This window comes from Nocardioides allogilvus (assembly GCF_003047285.1).
GTDB lineage: Bacteria > Actinomycetota > Actinomycetes > Propionibacteriales > Nocardioidaceae > Nocardioides > Nocardioides allogilvus.
In genome coordinates this window covers 267209-284420 of the sequence record NZ_PZYX01000003.1, presented here as the reverse complement: position 1 = coordinate 284420, position 17212 = coordinate 267209, and the positions used below count along the sequence as shown (strand labels likewise).

Genomic DNA, 17212 nt, shown 5'->3' with positions numbered 1-17212 from the left:
GGTAACGCGACGCACCCGACGCACCCGACGCCCCCCAGCACCCCACCGGCCGACTGCGATGTGCCGCCACCCCGCCAAGCGGGGCCGCTCAGTATGACTTCGGCAGCCCCAGGCTGTGCATGGCCACGAAGTTGAGGATCATCTCGCGGCTGACCGGAGCGATCCGGCCGAGGCGGGCCCCGACCAGCATGTTGGCCAGGCCGTACTCCTTGGTGAGGCCGTTGCCGCCATGGGTGTGTACGGCGACGTCGGAGGCGTTGCAGGCGACCTCGCCGCCTGCGTACTTCGCCATGTTGGCGTACTCGCCCGCGCCGAAGTCGTCGCCGGCGTCGTAGAGGGCGGCCGCCTTCTGCTGCAGCAGCCGCGACTGCTCGAGCTCGATCTTGATCCGGGCCAGCGGGTGTGCGATGCCCTGGTGCGAGCCGATCGGCTGGTCCTTCCAGACCGTGCGGTCCTTGGCATAGGCGACCGCCTTGTCCAGCGCATAGCGCGCCATGCCGTTGGACATCGCGGCCCCCATGATCCGCTCGGGGTTGAGCCCGGCGAACAGCTGCCAGATGCCGCCGTCCTCGTCGCCGACGAGGGCCTCGGTCGGGACACGCACCGAGTCGAGGAACAGCGTGAACTGCTTCTCGGGCGCCGACCAGCCCATCGGGATCGGCTGGCGGGTGAAGCCCTCCGCGTCGGTGGGCACCACGAACAGCGCCGGCTTGAGCTTGCCGGTCTTCGCGTCCTCGGTGCGTGCGACGATCAGCACCGCGCCCGCCTCGTCGACACCGGAGATGAAGGTCTTCTGGCCGGTGAGCACCCAGCCGTCGCCGTCACGGGTGGCAGTCGTGGTGATCTGGTGGGAGTTGGAGCCGGCGTCGGCCTCGGTGATGCCGAAGGCCATCAGCAGGCTGCCGTCGGCGATGCCGGGGAGCCAGCGCTGCTTCTGATCCTCGGTGCCGCAGCGGCTGATGATCGAGCCGCAGATCGCCGGCGAGACGACCATCAGCAGGAGCGGCGCACCGGCCGCCGAGGCCTCCTCGAGGACCGCGGCCAGGTCTGACATGCCGCCGCCGCCTCCGCCGTACGCCTCGGGGATGTTGACGCCGAGGAAGCCGTTGCGACCCATCTCGAGCCACATCTCGGTCATCTTGCCGCCCTCGCGAGCCTGCTTGGCGACGAACTCGTGGCCGTACTTCCCGGCCAGCTTCTTGACCGCCTCGCGCAGCGCGACGCGCTCCTCCGGCTCGGTGAACATGGTGCTCATCAGGCTGCTCCTTCGTCGGTCTCGTCCGGGGTGACCACCGCGAGCACGGAGCCCGCCTCGACCTGCTGCCCGACGGCCGCCGGCAGCTCGGTGAGCGTGCCGGCATAGGGCGCGGCGATGGTGTGCTGCATCTTCATGGCCTCCATCACGAGGATCGGCTGGCCCTCGGCGACCACGTCGCCGAGCGCCGCCCGGACCGCGATCACGCTCCCGGGCATCGGCGCCAGCAGCGAGCCCTCCGCGACCTGGTCGGCCGGGTCCACGAAGCGGGGGGTACGGCGCAGCGCGACGTGGCCGAGCGAGGACTCGACGTCCACGCGCTCCCCGTCGGTGTTGACCATGAAGGTGCGCTGGACCCCGCCGACGTCGAGCCGGACCGTCTCGGGCCCGGCCTCGAGCACCGTCACGTCGTCGAGGTCGGCGGAGGTGAAGGACCGGCCGCCGAACCACCGGACGTCGAGGACCTCGTCGCCGTGCTGGAACTGCGTGAGCTGCGGCTGGGCCACGACGTTGCGGAAGCCCGCCGGGATCCGCTGCTGGACGGGGCGATCCGTGCGGGCGCGCTCGGCCAGCGCCACCGCGGCGGCGAAACCGCTCAGCGCGACAGCGTCGGGACCGCCGGGGGCCGCGGCGAGCGCGGTCAGGTCGGCACCGTCGAGCCAGGTCGTGTGCATTCGCGCCTCGGCGAAGACCGGGTCGCGCAGCAGGTTGACCAGCAGGTCGCGGTTGGTGACCAGCCCGTGCAGCTGCGCCTTCGCCAGCGCCCCGGCGAGCTGGCGCAGGGCCTGCTCGCGCGTCGGGGCGTGCACGACCACCTTGGCGATCATCGCGTCGTAGAACGTGCCGATCTCGTCACCGGCACCGACGCCCGAGTCCAGCCGGATGCCGTACGTCGACGGCCCCTCGAACTCGGAGACCACACCGGGCACGGAGAAGCGTGCGATCCGGCCGCTCTGCGGCTGGTAGTCGTGGGCCGGGTCCTCGGCATAGAGGCGCACCTCGATCGCGTGGCCGCGGGGCCGGCCCACCTCGAGGTCGGCCAGCGACCGGCCCTCGGCGACGGCGAGCTGGAGCGCGACGAGGTCGACGCCGAGCACCGCCTCGGTGACCGGGTGCTCGACCTGGAGCCGGGTGTTCATCTCCAGGAAGAAGAAGCGGTCCTTGTCGGTGTCGTAGAGGAACTCGACGGTGCCGGCGCCGCGGTAGTCGATCGCCTCCGCGGCCGCCCGGGCCGCGTCGTGCAGCGCGGTGCGGGTCGCGTCGGGCAGGGCAGGGGCCGGCGCCTCCTCGATCACCTTCTGGTGGCGGCGCTGCACCGAGCAGTCGCGCTCGCCGAGCACGAACGTCCGACCGGCCGTGCCGAGCACCTGCACCTCGATGTGACGGCCGCTCTCGACGTACGGCTCGACGAACACCGTGCCGTCGCCGAAGGCGGACTCCGCCTCGGACGCGGCCTTCTCGATCTCGCCGGCGAGGGCGCCGAGCGAGCGGACGATCCGCATGCCGCGGCCACCACCGCCGGCGCTGGCCTTGACCAGCAGCGGCAGGTCGGCGGCGGACGCCGTCTCGGGCGTCAGGTTGCCCAGGACCGGCACCCCCGCGGCCTCCATCAGCTTCTTGGACTCGATCTTCGAGCCCATCTGCTCGATGGAGGAGGGGTCAGGACCGACCCAGGTCAGCCCGGCATCGCCGACCTGGCGGGCGAAGGCGGCGTTCTCGGAGAGGAAGCCGTAGCCCGGGTGGATCGCGTCGGCGCCGGCCTTGCGGGCCGCCTCGATGACGAGGTCGCCGCGCAGGTAGGTCTCGGCCGGCGTGTTGCCCGGCAGGCGTACGGCGACGTCCGCCTCGAGCACGAACGGCATCTGCGCGTCCGCGTCGGAGTGGACGGCGACGGTCTCGATGCCGAGCTCGCGGCAGGTGCGGAACACCCGCCGGGCGATCTCGCCCCGGTTGGCGACGAGGAGTCTGTTGATCGTCACAGTCGGAACACCCCGAAGTTCATGGCGCCCTCGATGGGCTGGTTGTCGATCACGGACAGGCAGATGCCCAGGACGGTGCGGGTGTCGCGCGGATCGATGACGCCGTCGTCGTAGACCATGCCGGAGAGGAAGTAGGGCATCGACTGCTCCTCGACCATGCCCTCGACCATGTCCTTGATGCCCTGGAAGCCCTCGGCGTCGAAGACCTGGCCCTTCTTCTCCGCGGACTCGCGGGCGACGATCTCCATGACGCCGGCGAGCTGGGCCGGCCCCATCACGGCCGACTTCGCGCTGGGCCAGGTGAAGAGGAACCGCGGGTCGTAGGCGCGCCCGTTCATGCCGTAGTTGCCGGCGCCGTACGACGCTCCCATGATCACCGTGAGGTGCGGGACGGTGGAGTTGCTGACCGCGTTGATCATCTGCGCGCCGTGCTTGATGATCCCGCCCTGCTCGTACTCCGCGCCGACCATGTAGCCGGTGGTGTTGTGCAGGAAGAGCAGCGGCGTGTCCTTCTGGTTGGCGAGCTGGATGAACTGCGCCGCCTTCTGCGCCTCCTGCGACATCAGCACGCCGCGGGCGTTGGCCAGGATGCCGATCTCGTGGCCGTGCAGCCGCGCCCAGCCCACGCACAGCGCGGAGCCGTAGAGCGGCTTGAACTCGTCGAAGGCCACCTCGTTGCCGGGACCGGCGGTTGAGCCTGTCGAAACCCCGTCGACGATGCGCAGGATCGCGTCCCGCGGGTCGAAGGGCTCCTTCAGGTCCGTCGGGATGAGGTCGAGGAGGTCCTCGGGGTCCAGGTCGGGTTCGGCGTACGGCGCCTGCGGAGCCGCGCCCCGCTTGCGCCAGTTCAAGCGGGCGACCACGCGGCGCGCGAGCCGCAGCGCGTCGTGCTCGTCGAGGGCCAGGAAGTCGGAGGAGCCGGAGGTCCGCGAGTGCATCTCGGCGCCGCCGAGCGACTCGTCGTCGGTCTCCTCACCGGTGGCCATCTTGACCAGCGGTGGGCCGGCCAGGAAGACCTTCGCCTGCTCCTTGACCATGATCACGTAGTCGCTCATGCCGGGGACGTAGGCGCCGCCCGCGGTGGAGTTTCCGAAGACGACCGAGATGCTCGGCTGCTTGCGCGCCGACGCGCGGGTGAGGTTGCGGAAGCCGCGACCGCCGGGGATGAAGATGTCCTTCTGGGTCGGCAGGTCGGCGCCGCCGGACTCGGTGAGGTTGATCGTGGGCAGGTTGTTCTGCTCGGCGATCTCGCCGGCTCGGAAGGACTTCTTCAGCGACCACGGGTTGAGGGCGCCGCCCTTCACCGTCGGGTCGTTGGCCACGATCATGCACTCGACGCCCTCGACGACGCCGATGCCGGTCACCATGCTGGCGCCGACCGTGAAGTCGCTGCCCCAGCCGGCCAGCGGCATCAGCTCGAGAAAGGCGGAACCCTCGTCGACGAGCAGCTCGATGCGCTCGCGGGCGGTGAGCTTGCCGCGGTCCTTGTGGCGGGCGACGTACTTCTCCCCGCCCCCGGCCACCGCGACGGCGTGCTGGGCGTCGAGGTCGGCGAGCTTCTCGAGCATGGTTGCCCGGTTGGTGGCGCTCATGACTCCAGCACCGCCTTCATCCGCTCGAGGGTGGTGCGCATCCCGCGCTCGTTGGTGCGTCCGCGCAGGCGACCGAGCAGCGCCCAGTAGACGCGCATCGGAAGGCTCGTCTCGAGGCGGAAGTACTCCGTCACGTCGGTGCCGCCGTCACGCGGCGTCAGTCGGTAGCCCCAGTTGTTCGCGGTCACCGAGTCGGTGCCGACGGCGAACTCGAAGACCCGCTCCGGCTCACAGACGGTCACGCGGCACGGCGACCAGTAGGTCGGGCCGACCCCGTTGCGCTTCACGTGGCCGGCAAAGTGGGCGCCCACCTCGGGACCGGTCGAGCCGCGGGTCCACTTCGCCTCGAAGGTCTCGGGCGAGAACTCGCCGATCCTGGTGACGTCGCTGACCAGGGCCCACACCTCGGCGGGCGGGGCGTCCATCCAGATCGTCACGTCGCCGCCGAGCGGCCTCACGAGGTTCATGCGTATCCCAACAGCTTGGCTGCCAGGTCGGTGAGCACCTCGGTGGCGCCACCGCCGATCGGCAGCAGGCGGACGTCTCGGTAGTGGCGTTCGACCTCGGACTCGCGCATGTAGCCCATCCCGCCGTGCAGCTGGACGGCTTGGTCCGCGACCCAGACGGCAGTGTCGACCGCGGTCTGCTTGGCCAGACAGGCCTCCGCGATGACGTCCTCGCCGGCGACGTACCGCGCGGCGACCTCGAGGGTGTAGCTGCGCGCGATCGCGACCTGGCGGTGCATCTCGACGAGCTTGGCCCGGACGACCTGGTTGGCGACCAGCGGCTTGCCGAAGGTCTCGCGGTCCTGGCAGTACTGCGCGGTCAGGGTCAGGCAGCGCTGCGCGTGGCCATAGCCCATCAGCGCCAGCCAGATCCGCTCGGTGACGAACTGCTGGGCGATGTAGTAGAAGCCGTGGTTCTCCTCGCCGACCAGGTTGGCGGCGGGCACGCGCACATCGGCGTACGACAGCTCGCCCGTGTCGGAGCAGAGCCAGCCCATCTTCTCCAGCTTGCGGGAGACGGTGAAGCCGGGCGTGCCCTTCGGCACCACGATCAGCGAGATCCCGTGGGCGCCCGGGCCGCCGGTGCGGACGGCGGTGGTGACGAAGTCGCCGCGCACCGACGAGGTGATGAAGGTCTTCGCGCCGTTGATCACCCAGTCGTCGCCGTCGCGGACGGCTCGGGTGGTGATGCCGGCGACGTCGGAACCGGTGCCGGGCTCGGTGACGCCGAGGGAACCGATCAGGTCCCCGGCGAGGACCGGGCGGGCATAGGTGTCGACGAGGTGCGGCGAGCCGTTGGCCACGATGTGCGGGATGGCGATCCCGTGGGTGAAGGCACCCGCCATCAGCCCGCCGGACCAGCCGCCTTCCATGAAGCCCTCCTGCATGGCGCACACGTCGAGCAGGTCGCCGCCGTCGCCGCCGACCTCCTCGGCGACGCCCACGCCGAGCAGGCCAGCATGGGCCAGCTTCTTCTGGAAGTCGCGCGGGATCTCCCCCTCGCGCTCCCAGGCGTCGAGGTGGGGGGTGACCTCGCGCTGGGTGAACTCGATCGCCGAGCGCTTCAGGGCGAGCCGCTCAGGGCTCCAGCCATGGTCGAAGGTCGTCACAGGAGTCCTCCATCGATGTTGACGTGGCGCGAGCGGATCCACTCGCCGAGGCCCTTGGCCTGGGGGTCGAACCGCGTCGAGGCGGCCACCCCCGCGCCGAGGAGGCCGTGGATGACGACGTTGACCGCGCCGAGGTTGGGCAGCAGGAACACCTCGACCTGGAGGTCGGCCGACTCCGGGACCAGCTCGCGCACCCGCCGGGGGTTGATCACCTTGCACAGCCACTCGACACGATCGGCGTAGACGTCGTCGCGACCGTCGTGGGCGACCCACAGCCCGATGTTCGCGTCGCCGCCCTTGTCGCCCGAGCGCGCGTGCACGAAGGTGCCCAGCGGCAGCCGCCGCGTGAGCACGTCGGACGGTGAGGGGTACGGCGACGGGCGCGCGCCGATGTCGGTGGCCGGTGGCAGCGTGGAGACCGGGGGGTTCCCGATCACCTCCCTGTCTCCGTCTGCGTGCACGACGGTGTGCTCGACGACCGAGCGGTCGACGTACTCCGCGCGATAGACGCCGAACGGCGTCGCGGGTGCCGGCGGCGCGGTCATGGTGAAGCCGGGGTAGGACCCGAGGGCGAGCTCGACGGCAGCCGACGTGAAGGCCCGGCCCACCGGCTCGGGCGCGGAGTCCTTGACCGTGCAGCGCAGCAGCGCCGACGCGCCCTCCTCGGAGTCGGCGTCGGGTGCGGGCATGGCCAGGCGTGACCAGGCGACCTCGGCCGGCGGGTTCGCGGCGAGGGCGGCGTCGAGCTGGGTGCGCACCCAGTCGGCCTTGGCCTCGATCTCGAGACCGGTCAGCACGAGCTCGACGCTGTTGCGCCAGCCGCCGAGCTCGTTGACACAGACCTTGAGCTGCTCCGGCGGAGCCTCGCCGCGGACGCCGGTGATGGCGACGCGGTCGGGGCCGACCTGCTCGAGGGACAGCGAGTCGAGGTGGGTGGTGACGTCGGGACCGAGGTAGCGCGTGGACTGGATCTCGTAGACGAGCTGCGCGGTGACGGTGTCGACCGTGACGGCGCCGCCGGTGCCGTCGTGCTTGGTGATCACCGAGGAGCCGTCGGCCGCGACCTCGGCGAGGGGGAAGCCGAGCGGGGTGCCCGTGTGCGGCAGCGACCGGAAGCCGCTGAAGTTGCCGCCGGTCGCCTGCGTTCCGCACTCGAGCACGTGGCCGGCCACGACCGCGCCGGCGAGGGCGTCGTGGTCGGTCATGGACCACCCGTGGTGCGCGGCCGCCGCCCCAACGACGAGCGACGCGTCGGTGACGCGGCCGGTGACGACGATGTCGGCGCCTCGTGTCAGGGCCGCGGCGATGCCGAACCCGCCGAGGTAGGCGTTGGCCGTGAGCGCGCCCTCCCACAGGCCGAGCGGACGCAGGTCGTCGCCGGCGACGTAGGCGATCCTCGGCGCCAGGCCGAGGCCGTTCGCGACCTCCCCCAGCTTCGTCGCCAGCCCCGCCGGGTTGAGGCCGCCGGCGTTGGAGACGATCTTCACGCCGCGTTCGAGCGCGATCCCGAGGGTGTCCTCGACCTGCCGGACGAACGTCTTGGCATAGCCGAGCGACGGGTCCTTCATGGTGTCCTTGCCGAGGATCAGCATCGTCAGCTCGGCGAGGTAGTCGCCGGTCAGCACGTCGATCTCGCCGCCCTCGAGCATCTCGCGCATGGCGCTCAGGCGGTCGCCGTAGAAGCCGGAGCAGTTGCCGATCCTGACCGCCGGTTGAGCAGGGCGCCCAGCGCCCGTGTCGAAACCAAGGCTCATGCCTTGCTCCTCCCCTCTCCGGGCGGTCCCGCGAAGCACTGCGCGATGTCGAGCCAGCGGTCGGCGTCGGGGCCGGTCGCGACGAGGTCGGTGTCGGCGCGGTTGACCCGCTGCGTGGCGAGGAGGCACAGGTCGAGCGCCGAACCGGTCACCGTCTGCTCGGCGTCCTCGGGCCCGAACGACCACACGTTGCCGCTCGGGCTGACCAGGTCGATGCGGAACTCCGCGCTCGGCGGCACCAGGTCCTGGGTGACGAAGGAGAAGTCACGGGTGCGTACGGCGAGGTGGGCGACGTGCCGGATCCGGTCGCTCGGCTCCGGGGTGACGCCGAGCGCGTCGTGCACGTCCAGGCTGTGCGCCCAGGTCTCCATCAGCCGCGCGGTCGCCATCGAGGTCGGTGACATCGGCGGGCCGAACCACGGCATCTTGCCGCCGTCGAAGGCCGCGAGCGTCTCGCGCAGCGCGGTGCGCCCCGAGCGCCAGCGGGCGAGCAGGTCGGCAGGCGCGGCCTCGGCGCCGGCGATCGCCTCGGTGTCGACGAAGCCGGTCGGGTCGGCGATCGCGAGCACCACCGCCTCGTCCCAGGCCTCCTTGTCGGTGGCGGCCTTGACCGCGACCTCGTCGGTCCACGCGAGGTGCGAGATCTGGGTGGCGACGTCCCAGCCGGGCGCCGGCGTCGGCGTGCGCCAGCCGGCCTCGTCGAGGTCGGCGACCAGCGCGTCGAGGACGTCGCCCTCGGCCGTCAGGTCGTCGAGGACTGTGGTGAGTACGTCGGTCACTGGTGACTCTTCTCAGTTGGGGAACGAAAGCGGGGTCGAAGGCTGTTCTGAGCCCGATCTGGTTCCCCAGCGCAGCGGGCGGGGAACGAGATCGGGCCCACGTCGCCGTACGACCCCGATCTGGTGCCCCAGCCGGTCACGCCAGCTCCCGGTCGAGCACGTCGGCCCAGTGGTCGAGGATCCGACGGCGCCGGGCGGCGTCGTCGGAGATGGTGTTGGCGAGGCCGAGCCCGCGGACGAGGTCGAGGGTGGCCTGCACGAGCTCGCGCACGCCGGGCTGCGACTCGTCGGCGCCGAGCGCCTCGACGGTGAGCCGGTGCACCTCGCGCCCGACCCGCTGCTCCAGCGGTCCGACCGCGGCGAGCAGGGCCTCGTCGGTGCGCGCGGCGACCCACAGCTCGAGGGCGGCGGTGAAGACCGGCGAGGCGAAGTGGTCGCCCAGCATGGTGAGTACGGCGCGGGTCCGCCTGCGCCCGGTCGGCAGCCCCGCCACCGCGTCGGCGATCTCGGCACCCCGGAGGACGGTGAGGTGCTCGACGGCCGCGACGACGAGGTCGTTCTTGGTCGGGAAGTGGTGCAGCTGGGCACCGCGAGAGACGCCGGCGCGCGTGCTGACCAGCGTGGTCGACGTACCGGAGTAGCCGCGCTCGACCAGGCACTCGACCGTCGCCTCGAGCAGGCGCAGCCGCATCGCGCGGCTGCGTTGCTCCTGGGGCACGCGGGCGGTCGTCGTCATGTGACCCATCGTGGGGCCAGATCAACAAACAGTCAAGACTGACTTTTAGTGGGTGGACACGCGACTCCTGCTTGAGCGTCCATATTGACGCTCAAGCCACGGCATCAGGCGCGGTAACCGCTCAGATCCCCACTCAAGCCGTGAAACCGACGACCCCTCAGGTCAGCCGGGTCACCAGCGGCAGCCGTGAGCGCGCGGTCAGGCCGACGATCGCCGCCGTGAGCAGGGGCAGCGCCACGACGAGGCCGAGGATGAGCAACCACGGGATGTCGAGGAACGGCCCGGCTGACTCGCAGACGAGCATCCCGTCGGCGCCCGAGGAACAGGACTGCCCGGCTGATCCGGTGAGCGGATAGGTGATCGCCACCCCTGGGATGAAGCCGACCAGCGCACCGAGGACGCCCCCGACGAAACCGACGACCAGTGCGTACGACGCAGCGACTCCTCGCCGCGAACGCGGAGCCGCTCCCACTGCGGACAGGGTGGCCAGGTCGGGACGGGCGTCGGACAGCGCCAGGAAGGTCGCGGTCAGCGTCCCGCCGAGCATCAGCACGCCGCCGAGGGTGAAGAGGACGAGCAGCAGGATGAAGATCTCGTCGGGGGTCTCGTAACCGCGCTCGACGATGAGGTAGGCATTCGCATCAAGGCCCGTGATCTCCTCGCGGATCGCCTGCTCCTGGTCCTTCGAGATCTCGCCCCCGAGATAGAGGGCGACCGTCTCGACGGGCCGGTCGAGCTCCGCGGCGAACGCGGCGGGAATGATGGCCTGCGTCGGCGGCATCTCGGCGTCCGTCTCGACGAAGTGGGCGGGCCAGGTCAGACTCGACGTGGAGGCAGTCTCGTCGCCTTCCCCGTCCCACCGTTCCATCGTCAGTGTCACCTCATCGAGGTTGACAGGGTGGTCGGTGAGGACAACGGCCTTTCCTGCCTGGAGGGCAGCACGCGCGCCTCCCTCGTCGTCGACCTCGAGGAAGCCGGGGACCACCTCGCCGACCAGCAGGTCCGAGCCGAGAGTGCCGCCCCACCCGGACAAGAGCATCTGCGCACTTGGAACGGAGAGGCTGACGTGGACGAAGGCATTTGCATCGCTTGCGAAACGCAGCCCCTCCACCAGCTCCGTGTCGATCTCGGGCGCCTGCGCCCGCACGATGGCCTGCGCCCGGTCCCACGTCTGCTGGGAAGGAGGCACCGAAGCGGAGCCGTCCATGGACTCCGTCGGATAGATGTTGATCAGGCCCGTGTCCATCGGCAACGAGCGCGTGTAGGTCTCGCGGTTCTGCTTCTCGTCACTGGTGTTGGCGATGCCGAGCGCGACGACGCCAGCCACGGTCGCGGCCACCGCGGCGATCGCCGGGACGGTGCGGGTGCGGTGCCTGGCGGCGTCGCGGGCGGCGTACCGCATCACGAGGGGCAGGCTCCCGGACAACCGTGCCAACAAGGTCACGACCAGCGGCACGATGAAGATCATCCCGAACACGGAGACGACGGCACCGAAGGCGATGGCGTACTGGCCCGCCTCGTAGAAGTTGAAGAGGTGACCCCGCCGGACTCCGGCGACGGACAGCCCGATGCCGGCGCCGAGCAGGAGGACCCCGAGGACCGGCGTGCGGGGGGACGGTGGCGGGTCGCCACGACGTCCGGAGAGTACGGCGACCACGTCCTGTCGCGAGGCCAGCCAGGCCGGCACCACCGCGGCGAGCAGTGCGCTCAGGAGGCCGAAGGCGGCCACGATGGAGACCACCAGCCAGTTGACGTCGTCGGGGCCGAACCAAGCGTTGCTGAACCGCTGGACGACAGGCAGGAGGACAAACCCGAGCGGCACACCGAGCACGGCGCCGATCAGGGCCGCGAGGCCCCCGAGCACGATGCCGGACGCGAGCACCACGCGGCGGGCCTGGCGCGGCGTGCCACCGGAGGCGGCCATCAGCGCGAGGTTGCGCGCCTGGCGGCGGGCTCCGACCGCGAAGGCCGGGCCGGCGAGCAGCACCACCTCGAGCAGCGCCATGGTGATGACGAGCGCCGCGACCGTGATGTAGAGGCCGCGGCCCGTGTCGTAGCCCATGCGTTCGGCCATCTCGACGACGGGAGGCGGGTCGGTCAGCACTGCGCGCGAGTGGACGAGAGCACCCAGCTCGTTGAGCGCCAGCACGTCCGACCAGAGCACCGGGTCTCCGCCGACCAACCAGTCGGGCGCGACCCGATCGCCAGTGAAGTGGTCGCCGAAGCTGCCCGGCGGTGAGATGACCGTCAGTTCCTTGCGGTGTTCGGCGTCGCGGCCGATGCCGACGACGGTGACGTCGTGACCGAGCACCTCGAGAGCGTCGCCGATGGCGACTCCGCGCTCGGCGAAGGCGTCGTTGACGACGGCCTCACCCGGTCGGGCAGGGAGCTCACCCACGCGCAGGTCGAAGAGACCTTCGGCGAGTGGGCTGCTCAGGTCGACCTCGGTCGCCAAGGCCGTGACACGGCGATCACCCAGCGGGATGTTGGCGTGACCGTCGGCGATGGTGATGAAGTCGCGACCGCCCAGGGCCTCAGCGAGCTCGGCCGACGTCGACGCCTCCCCCGAGCCGGTCTGGGTCCACATCCCGGATCCGGGGTCCGGGGCCTGCAGGACGGCACTTCCGCCCGTCGGATGGACCCGCGCCTGCGCCGAGCCCATGGTGCGCTCGACCCCCTCGAGCGAGCTGACGTCGGCGGTCGCCTGCACGACGGAAGCAGCCGTCACTGCCAGCACCGGGAGCGCGATCATGAAGAGCACCAGGATGCTGCGGCCACGAGCCCGGAGCACGTCTCGCCACGCCAGCCTCAGGGCAGGGCGCCAACCCTTCACGGCGTGACCTCGAGCAGCTCGTCGGCCACGTCGGCCCCGGACTCGTCGACGATCAGGCCGTCGCGGAGGAAGACGACGCGGTCGGCCCAGGCGGCGTGCCGGGCCTCGTGCGTCACCAGCACCCCGGCCGCGCCCGCGTCGCAGCGGTTGCGCAGCAGGCGCAGGATCTCCTCGCCGGTGTCGGTGTCCAGCGCACCCGTCGGCTCGTCGGCAAGGATCAGCCGCCGCTCCCCGACGATGGCGCGCGCGATCGCGACCCGCTGCTGCTGACCGCCCGACATCTCGTCGGGGAACCTGTCCGCCAGATCGACGATGCCGACCTCCTCGAGCGCGGCCAGCGCGAGCAGGCGCGCCGCCTTGCTGCGCTCGCCGTCGAGCTCGCGCGGGAGGGCGACGTTCTCCGCCGCGGTCAGCGCGGGGATCAGGTTGAAGTCCTGGAAGACGTAGCCGATCGACGTACGCCGCATGCGGGCTCGTCCGGCGTTGCCGAGGCTGCCCAGGACCGCGCCCTCGACGCTGACGGTGCCGCTCGTCGGCTCATCGAGCCCGCCCGCGATGGTCAGCAGGGTGGACTTGCCGGAGCCGGACGGGCCCATCACGGCGACGAGCTCGCCGGCGCAGGCCCTGAAGCTGACGCCGCGCAGGGCGTGCACCTCGGTGGGACCCTCGCCGTGCACACGGGTCACGTTGTCCAGGTGGAGCACGACGGCACTCATGGGCGAACTTCCTCGGAGTCGGCCGTCCGGGTCGGACAGGCAGGGACGTGCAGGTGACCCTCGGCTGCGGCGCGCCGGAGCCGGGCTTCGCAGTGGTCGAGCCAGCGGATCTCGGCCTCGGCGTCGAAGACGAGCGAGTCGAGGACCAGCGACCACGCGAGGTCCTCGGGTTGATCGGGTCGCGACGCGCGACCGCTGCGCTTGAGGCGCGTGTAGTCCTGGAGGGCGGTCATGGTCGCCGTACGCTGCTGCTGGATCAGCGCACCCACGTCGACGCCCGGCAGGGTCACCGCGATGGCGAGCTTGATCGCGAGCTCGTCGCGGGGCGGCTGGGTGCGAGGCACCGGCGTGGTGAACCACGCCGACACCTCGCCCCTGCCGGAGGGGGTGATGCGATACATCACCTGGGCTGCTCGATCGGGCGCGTCTGCGGCCCCCGCCGCGTCGACGCGCTCGTCGTGCTCGATCAGGCCGTCGCGCTCGAGCCGGGACAGGGTCGTGTAGACCTGCCCGACGTTGAGCGGCCAGGTCGCCCCGGTGCGCTGCTCGAACTCCGCGCGGAGCTGGTAGCCGTACATCGGCTCCGGCTCCAGCAGCGCGAGCATCGCCTGTCGGATCGACATCGCGCCCCTCCTCGTCGTCGGCCCCCGTGACCGACGCTGGGAGATGTATACCACGTATGCATACCGGGTATGCAGGGCCCTTTCTCCCTTGAGCGTCCATCTGGACGCTCAAGTGCTGGCATTCGGTGCGGCATCCGCCAAGAACCCCACTCAAGCCGTGACACCGACATCCACAGGTGGCAGGCTCCGGGTTTCGCGACCCGCATTCGGGGGAGGTACCTCGACGCGCGCTCCTGAGGGCGGCCGCACTTCCACGACTTCCCAAGGGGGAAACATGTCCAACTACGGCAACCCGCCATCCGACCCCTACGGCCAGCCCGGCCAGGACCCCTACGGCCAGCCCGTCAACCCCTACGGCGCCCAGTCCTACGACCCCGCTGGCTACGGCGGCGTGCCGCAGGGCGTGACCTTCGCCCACTGGGGCAAGCGGGTCGGCGCGGCGGTGATCGACGGGCTCCTGGGAATGCTGGCCCAGTCCCTCTACATCGTCGGCTCGATCATGGCCGCCAGCAGCGCCGAGCTCACCACCGACCCGGTCACCGGTGAGGTCACGAACACCGGCGGCGGTGCCAGCGGCCTGGCACTCGCGCTGATGGGCCTCGGCATCATCATGGGACTCGCCTTCTTCATCTGGAACAGCTGCATCAAGCAGGGTCGGACGGGCTACTCCATCGGCAAGGGCGTGATGGGCATCAAGCTCGTCAAGGCCGAGACCGGCCAGCCGATCGGCGCCGGCATGTCGTTCGTGCGCCAGCTCGCGCACATCCTGGACGCGCTCCCCTGCTACCTCGGCTTCCTCTGGCCGCTGTGGGACGCCAAGCGCCAGACCTTCGCCGACAAGGTGATCGGCACCTACGTCATCGACCAGCCGAAGGGCTGACCCAGCTCCACCCTCCGACCCGCCCGGGAGACCGGGCGGGTCGAGTCATGTCGGCTGCGCTGTCACACCGTGTCCTGGACGCTCCTGCGGTCGCCTGCCACCGCAGGAGCGTCACCAGGGCCGCAGTGCGGTGGTGTGGCGCCGGCGCGGTGACCACTCCGGGCGTACGGCGATCAGCCGGCCGCGACGGTGAGCGCGATCTCCGCCCGGGCCGGCGCGGAGAGCCAGCGCCGCCGGGCGCGGACGAGCCGGACGCTCGACCAGAGCAGGAACGGCGCGCCCATGGCCGGCGGCAGCCACCACACGTCGACCCCGGCCGCGCCGACGAACAGCATCCCGGTCAGGGTCGTGACCAGCGAGAGCCGCGCGGCATAGCCGAACATCGCCGTGTGCGGGGCCGGGGTGGCGCGCGGTGAGCGCAGGTCGACGGCATACGGGCGCCGTACGGACCACTTCATCGAGATCGCGAGCACCTGCACCACCGCGACCAGCCAGCAGACGACCAGCGCGATCGCGACCTGCTGCGACGGCAGGCCGTTGCGCACCGACCCGACCAGCACGGGGACCGCGGAGACGGCGACGAGGCACTCGGCGGTGACGAGGGTGCGGGCGTCGAAGATCCGCGCGGGCTCGACGGGCAGGCTCTCGCGCCACAGCATCCCGCGACCGTCGAGGCACCAGGCGTTGACGCCGTAGAGCAGCACGGCACCGCTCGCCCCGAGCCCCGGCAGGATCAGGATCGTGTCCCACTCCAGGCCACCGCCCAGGGCGACCAGGGCGGGGCCGAGGGCCAGCACGATCAGGCCGCGGCGCATCCCTACCGAGCGCCAGACCGAACCGCGGTCCAGCCGCCTCAGCAGGGCGAGGTCGTCGCCGAGCAACCGTGCGACCGGCGCGGGCCGGGCCTCGTGGACGCCCGACTCGACCCTCAGCTCCTCGCGCGGCGGGAGCGAGAGCGCCCAGCGGGCGGGTACGGCGCCGACGGCGACCGCGACGCCCAGCACCGCGACGAGGAGGGCCCCGACCAGCGGCCAGCCAGGGTCGCCCAACGAGGACGCGAGGGCAGTGGTCGGCAGCACCCGGACCAGGTCGTCGAGGCGACCGGCGACCTGCCCGACCAGCAGGGCCACGCCGACGAGGACGGTGAGCGTGCGGACGACGAGCACTCCGTGCCGGGTACGGCGGGTGCCCTCGACCGACCAGCCGACGACCTGCGCCAGCGCCGTGGCGACGAGCAGCCAGAGCACGACGACGGCCTGCGCCCCGAGGAGTCCCTGCGGCCCGACGGAGAGCGCCGTGGCCGCGAGCAGCGCCCATGCCTGCAGCAGCCAGGCGAGGTTGAGCGGAGCGAGCACCAGCGCACCGAGGTGCTCGGTGACCGGCCCGATGGGGTGGATGACGGCCTGCTCGCGGGGCAGGAGCTCACGGCCGCCGCCCCCGCCCATCGAGGCACCGATGCCGAGCAGCAGGAAGCCGGCGAACGCGGCCGGCAGCAGGTCCTCGAGCTGGCGCGCACGGTCGGCGGGCAGGCCCGTGATCCAGGCCGGTGCCACGGCCAGCACGACCGTCAGTCCCACGACGACGGCCACGGCCACTGCGGTCAGTCGCGGTCGCCGTACGGTCCCGGACCGGAAGCGGAGGAGGTGGCGCAGGTCGGCGGTGGCGCCGGACCAGGTCTCAGTCGAGGAGCGCACGGTAGGCCTCGACGGTGAGCTCGGCGGCGTCCATCTCGGCGACGCTCGAGCCGCCGCGCAGGACGATCGCAGAGCCGCACGCCTCCAGGGCGAGGTCGCGCAGGTGCGTGGACAGCAGGATGCAGGCGCCACGGGCGCGCGCGTCGGCGACGACCTCGAGGGTGGCCTCGACGCCGATCGGGTCGACGCCGTCGAAGGGCTCGTCGAGCAGCAGCACGGCCGGCTCGTGCAGGGCGGCGAGCACGACGGACAGCCGGCGGCCCATGCCGTGGCTGAAGCCGCCGACGACCCGGTGGGCGACGTCGCCGAGCTCGAAGCGCTCGAGCAGGTCGCGGCCGCGGGCCTCCCAGTCGGGCATCCGCCGCAGCCGGGCGGTGAGCTGGAGGTGCTCCCACGGCGTCGCGCGCGGGACGAGACCGCCGACGTCGGGGCAGTAGCCGACGGTGCGCTTCACGGCGAGCGGGTCGGTGGCGACGTCGTGGCCGTTGACGAGCACGGTGCCGGACGTGGGGGGTACGACGCCAGCCAGCACCTTCATCGTCGTCGACTTGCCGGCGCCGTTGCGACCGAGCAGCGCTGTCGCCCGGCCGGAGTCCGCGGCGAGGTCGATGCCGGCCACGGCCTCCACCTCGCCGAAGCGCACGTGCAGGGCGCGGATGTCGATCACGGGGGTCACGGGATCATCCTCTGTCAAAGTCCCCGCCTAGGCGGGGAAACCCTCACTTGTTGGCCGTTGCAACGGGCGAGAGGTGCAGG

The 17212-nt window shown here is 71.6% G+C and carries 14 protein-coding genes; 1 reads left to right on the top strand and 13 read right to left on the bottom strand.

What is annotated here, in order from left to right; translation table 11 throughout:
• Window positions 1-88 precede the first annotated feature (88 nt).
• The 11 genes from C9J87_RS07835 to C9J87_RS07785 form a co-directional block, all read right to left on the bottom strand.
• On the bottom strand, window positions 89-1255 hold the full coding sequence (locus C9J87_RS07835; protein WP_107705166.1) for an acyl-CoA dehydrogenase family protein: 1167 nt from the start codon (window positions 1253-1255) through the stop codon (window positions 89-91).
• On the bottom strand, window positions 1255-3234 hold the full coding sequence (locus C9J87_RS07830) for an acetyl/propionyl/methylcrotonyl-CoA carboxylase subunit alpha (protein ID WP_010834439.1): 1980 nt from the start codon (window positions 3232-3234) through the stop codon (window positions 1255-1257). Before C9J87_RS07830 ends, C9J87_RS07835 begins: the two co-directional genes overlap by 1 nt.
• Window positions 3231-4826, bottom strand: a complete 1596-nt coding sequence (locus C9J87_RS07825) for an acyl-CoA carboxylase subunit beta (protein WP_036491353.1) — start codon at window positions 4824-4826, stop codon at window positions 3231-3233. Before C9J87_RS07825 ends, C9J87_RS07830 begins: the two co-directional genes overlap by 4 nt.
• A complete protein-coding gene (locus C9J87_RS07820) occupies window positions 4823-5293 on the bottom strand; it encodes an SRPBCC family protein (protein WP_010834441.1) in 471 nt (156 codons plus the stop codon). The genes C9J87_RS07825 and C9J87_RS07820 overlap by 4 nt, the downstream gene beginning before the upstream one ends.
• Window positions 5290-6441, bottom strand: coding sequence for an acyl-CoA dehydrogenase family protein (locus C9J87_RS07815; RefSeq protein WP_010834442.1), 1152 nt, complete (start codon window positions 6439-6441; stop codon window positions 5290-5292). Before C9J87_RS07815 ends, C9J87_RS07820 begins: the two co-directional genes overlap by 4 nt.
• Window positions 6438-8195, bottom strand: a complete 1758-nt coding sequence (locus tag C9J87_RS07810) for an acyclic terpene utilization AtuA family protein (protein WP_010834443.1) — start codon at window positions 8193-8195, stop codon at window positions 6438-6440. The genes C9J87_RS07815 and C9J87_RS07810 overlap by 4 nt, the downstream gene beginning before the upstream one ends.
• Complete coding sequence (locus C9J87_RS07805; protein ID WP_010834444.1) at window positions 8192-8974, bottom strand: TIGR03084 family metal-binding protein; 783 nt, start codon at window positions 8972-8974, stop codon at window positions 8192-8194. Before C9J87_RS07805 ends, C9J87_RS07810 begins: the two co-directional genes overlap by 4 nt.
• Before the next feature lie 136 nt (window positions 8975-9110).
• Complete coding sequence (locus C9J87_RS07800; RefSeq protein WP_010834445.1) at window positions 9111-9710, bottom strand: TetR/AcrR family transcriptional regulator; 600 nt, start codon at window positions 9708-9710, stop codon at window positions 9111-9113.
• A 157-nt stretch (window positions 9711-9867) separates the two neighbouring features.
• Complete coding sequence (locus C9J87_RS07795; protein WP_036491357.1) at window positions 9868-12543, bottom strand: FtsX-like permease family protein; 2676 nt, start codon at window positions 12541-12543, stop codon at window positions 9868-9870.
• Window positions 12540-13259, bottom strand: coding sequence for an ABC transporter ATP-binding protein (locus tag C9J87_RS07790; protein WP_010834447.1), 720 nt, complete (start codon window positions 13257-13259; stop codon window positions 12540-12542). The genes C9J87_RS07795 and C9J87_RS07790 overlap by 4 nt, the downstream gene beginning before the upstream one ends.
• Entirely contained in the window at window positions 13256-13882 is a 627-nt protein-coding gene (locus C9J87_RS07785; RefSeq protein ID WP_107705165.1) for a PadR family transcriptional regulator, read from the bottom strand. The genes C9J87_RS07790 and C9J87_RS07785 overlap by 4 nt, the downstream gene beginning before the upstream one ends.
• 274 nt (window positions 13883-14156) lie before the next feature.
• Here C9J87_RS07785 and C9J87_RS07780 point away from each other — a divergent pair, with 274 nt between their 5' ends.
• The gene (locus C9J87_RS07780; protein ID WP_157953144.1) at window positions 14157-14762 is read left to right on the top strand and encodes an RDD family protein; all 606 of its coding nucleotides are present in this window, start codon (window positions 14157-14159) and stop codon (window positions 14760-14762) included.
• A gap of 173 nt (window positions 14763-14935) precedes the next feature.
• Here C9J87_RS07780 and C9J87_RS07775 read toward each other — a convergent pair whose 3' ends face one another.
• Window positions 14936-16456, bottom strand: coding sequence for a hypothetical protein (locus tag C9J87_RS07775; protein ID WP_107705164.1), 1521 nt, complete (start codon window positions 16454-16456; stop codon window positions 14936-14938).
• The gene (locus tag C9J87_RS07770) at window positions 16440-17132 is read right to left on the bottom strand and encodes an ABC transporter ATP-binding protein (RefSeq protein ID WP_036491359.1); all 693 of its coding nucleotides are present in this window, start codon (window positions 17130-17132) and stop codon (window positions 16440-16442) included. The genes C9J87_RS07775 and C9J87_RS07770 overlap by 17 nt, the downstream gene beginning before the upstream one ends.
• Between the last annotated feature and the right edge of the window lie 80 nt (window positions 17133-17212).

What these genes read in the sequence shown, in the direction of transcription:
- C9J87_RS07835 (WP_107705166.1), bottom strand. Translation starts at nt 1,255, where the DNA reads ATGAGCACCATGTTCACCGAGCCGGAGGAGCGCGTCGCGCTGCGCGAG.
- C9J87_RS07825 (WP_036491353.1), bottom strand. Translation starts at nt 4,826, where the DNA reads ATGAGCGCCACCAACCGGGCAACCATGCTCGAGAAGCTCGCCGACCTC.
- C9J87_RS07820 (WP_010834441.1), bottom strand. Translation starts at nt 5,293, where the DNA reads ATGAACCTCGTGAGGCCGCTCGGCGGCGACGTGACGATCTGGATGGAC.
- C9J87_RS07810 (WP_010834443.1), bottom strand. Translation starts at nt 8,195, where the DNA reads ATGAGCCTTGGTTTCGACACGGGCGCTGGGCGCCCTGCTCAACCGGCG.
- C9J87_RS07800 (WP_010834445.1), bottom strand. Translation starts at nt 9,710, where the DNA reads ATGACGACGACCGCCCGCGTGCCCCAGGAGCAACGCAGCCGCGCGATG.
- C9J87_RS07790 (WP_010834447.1), bottom strand. Translation starts at nt 13,259, where the DNA reads ATGAGTGCCGTCGTGCTCCACCTGGACAACGTGACCCGTGTGCACGGC.
- C9J87_RS07785 (WP_107705165.1), bottom strand. Translation starts at nt 13,882, where the DNA reads ATGTCGATCCGACAGGCGATGCTCGCGCTGCTGGAGCCGGAGCCGATG.
- C9J87_RS07780 (WP_157953144.1), top strand. Translation starts at nt 14,157, where the DNA reads ATGTCCAACTACGGCAACCCGCCATCCGACCCCTACGGCCAGCCCGGC.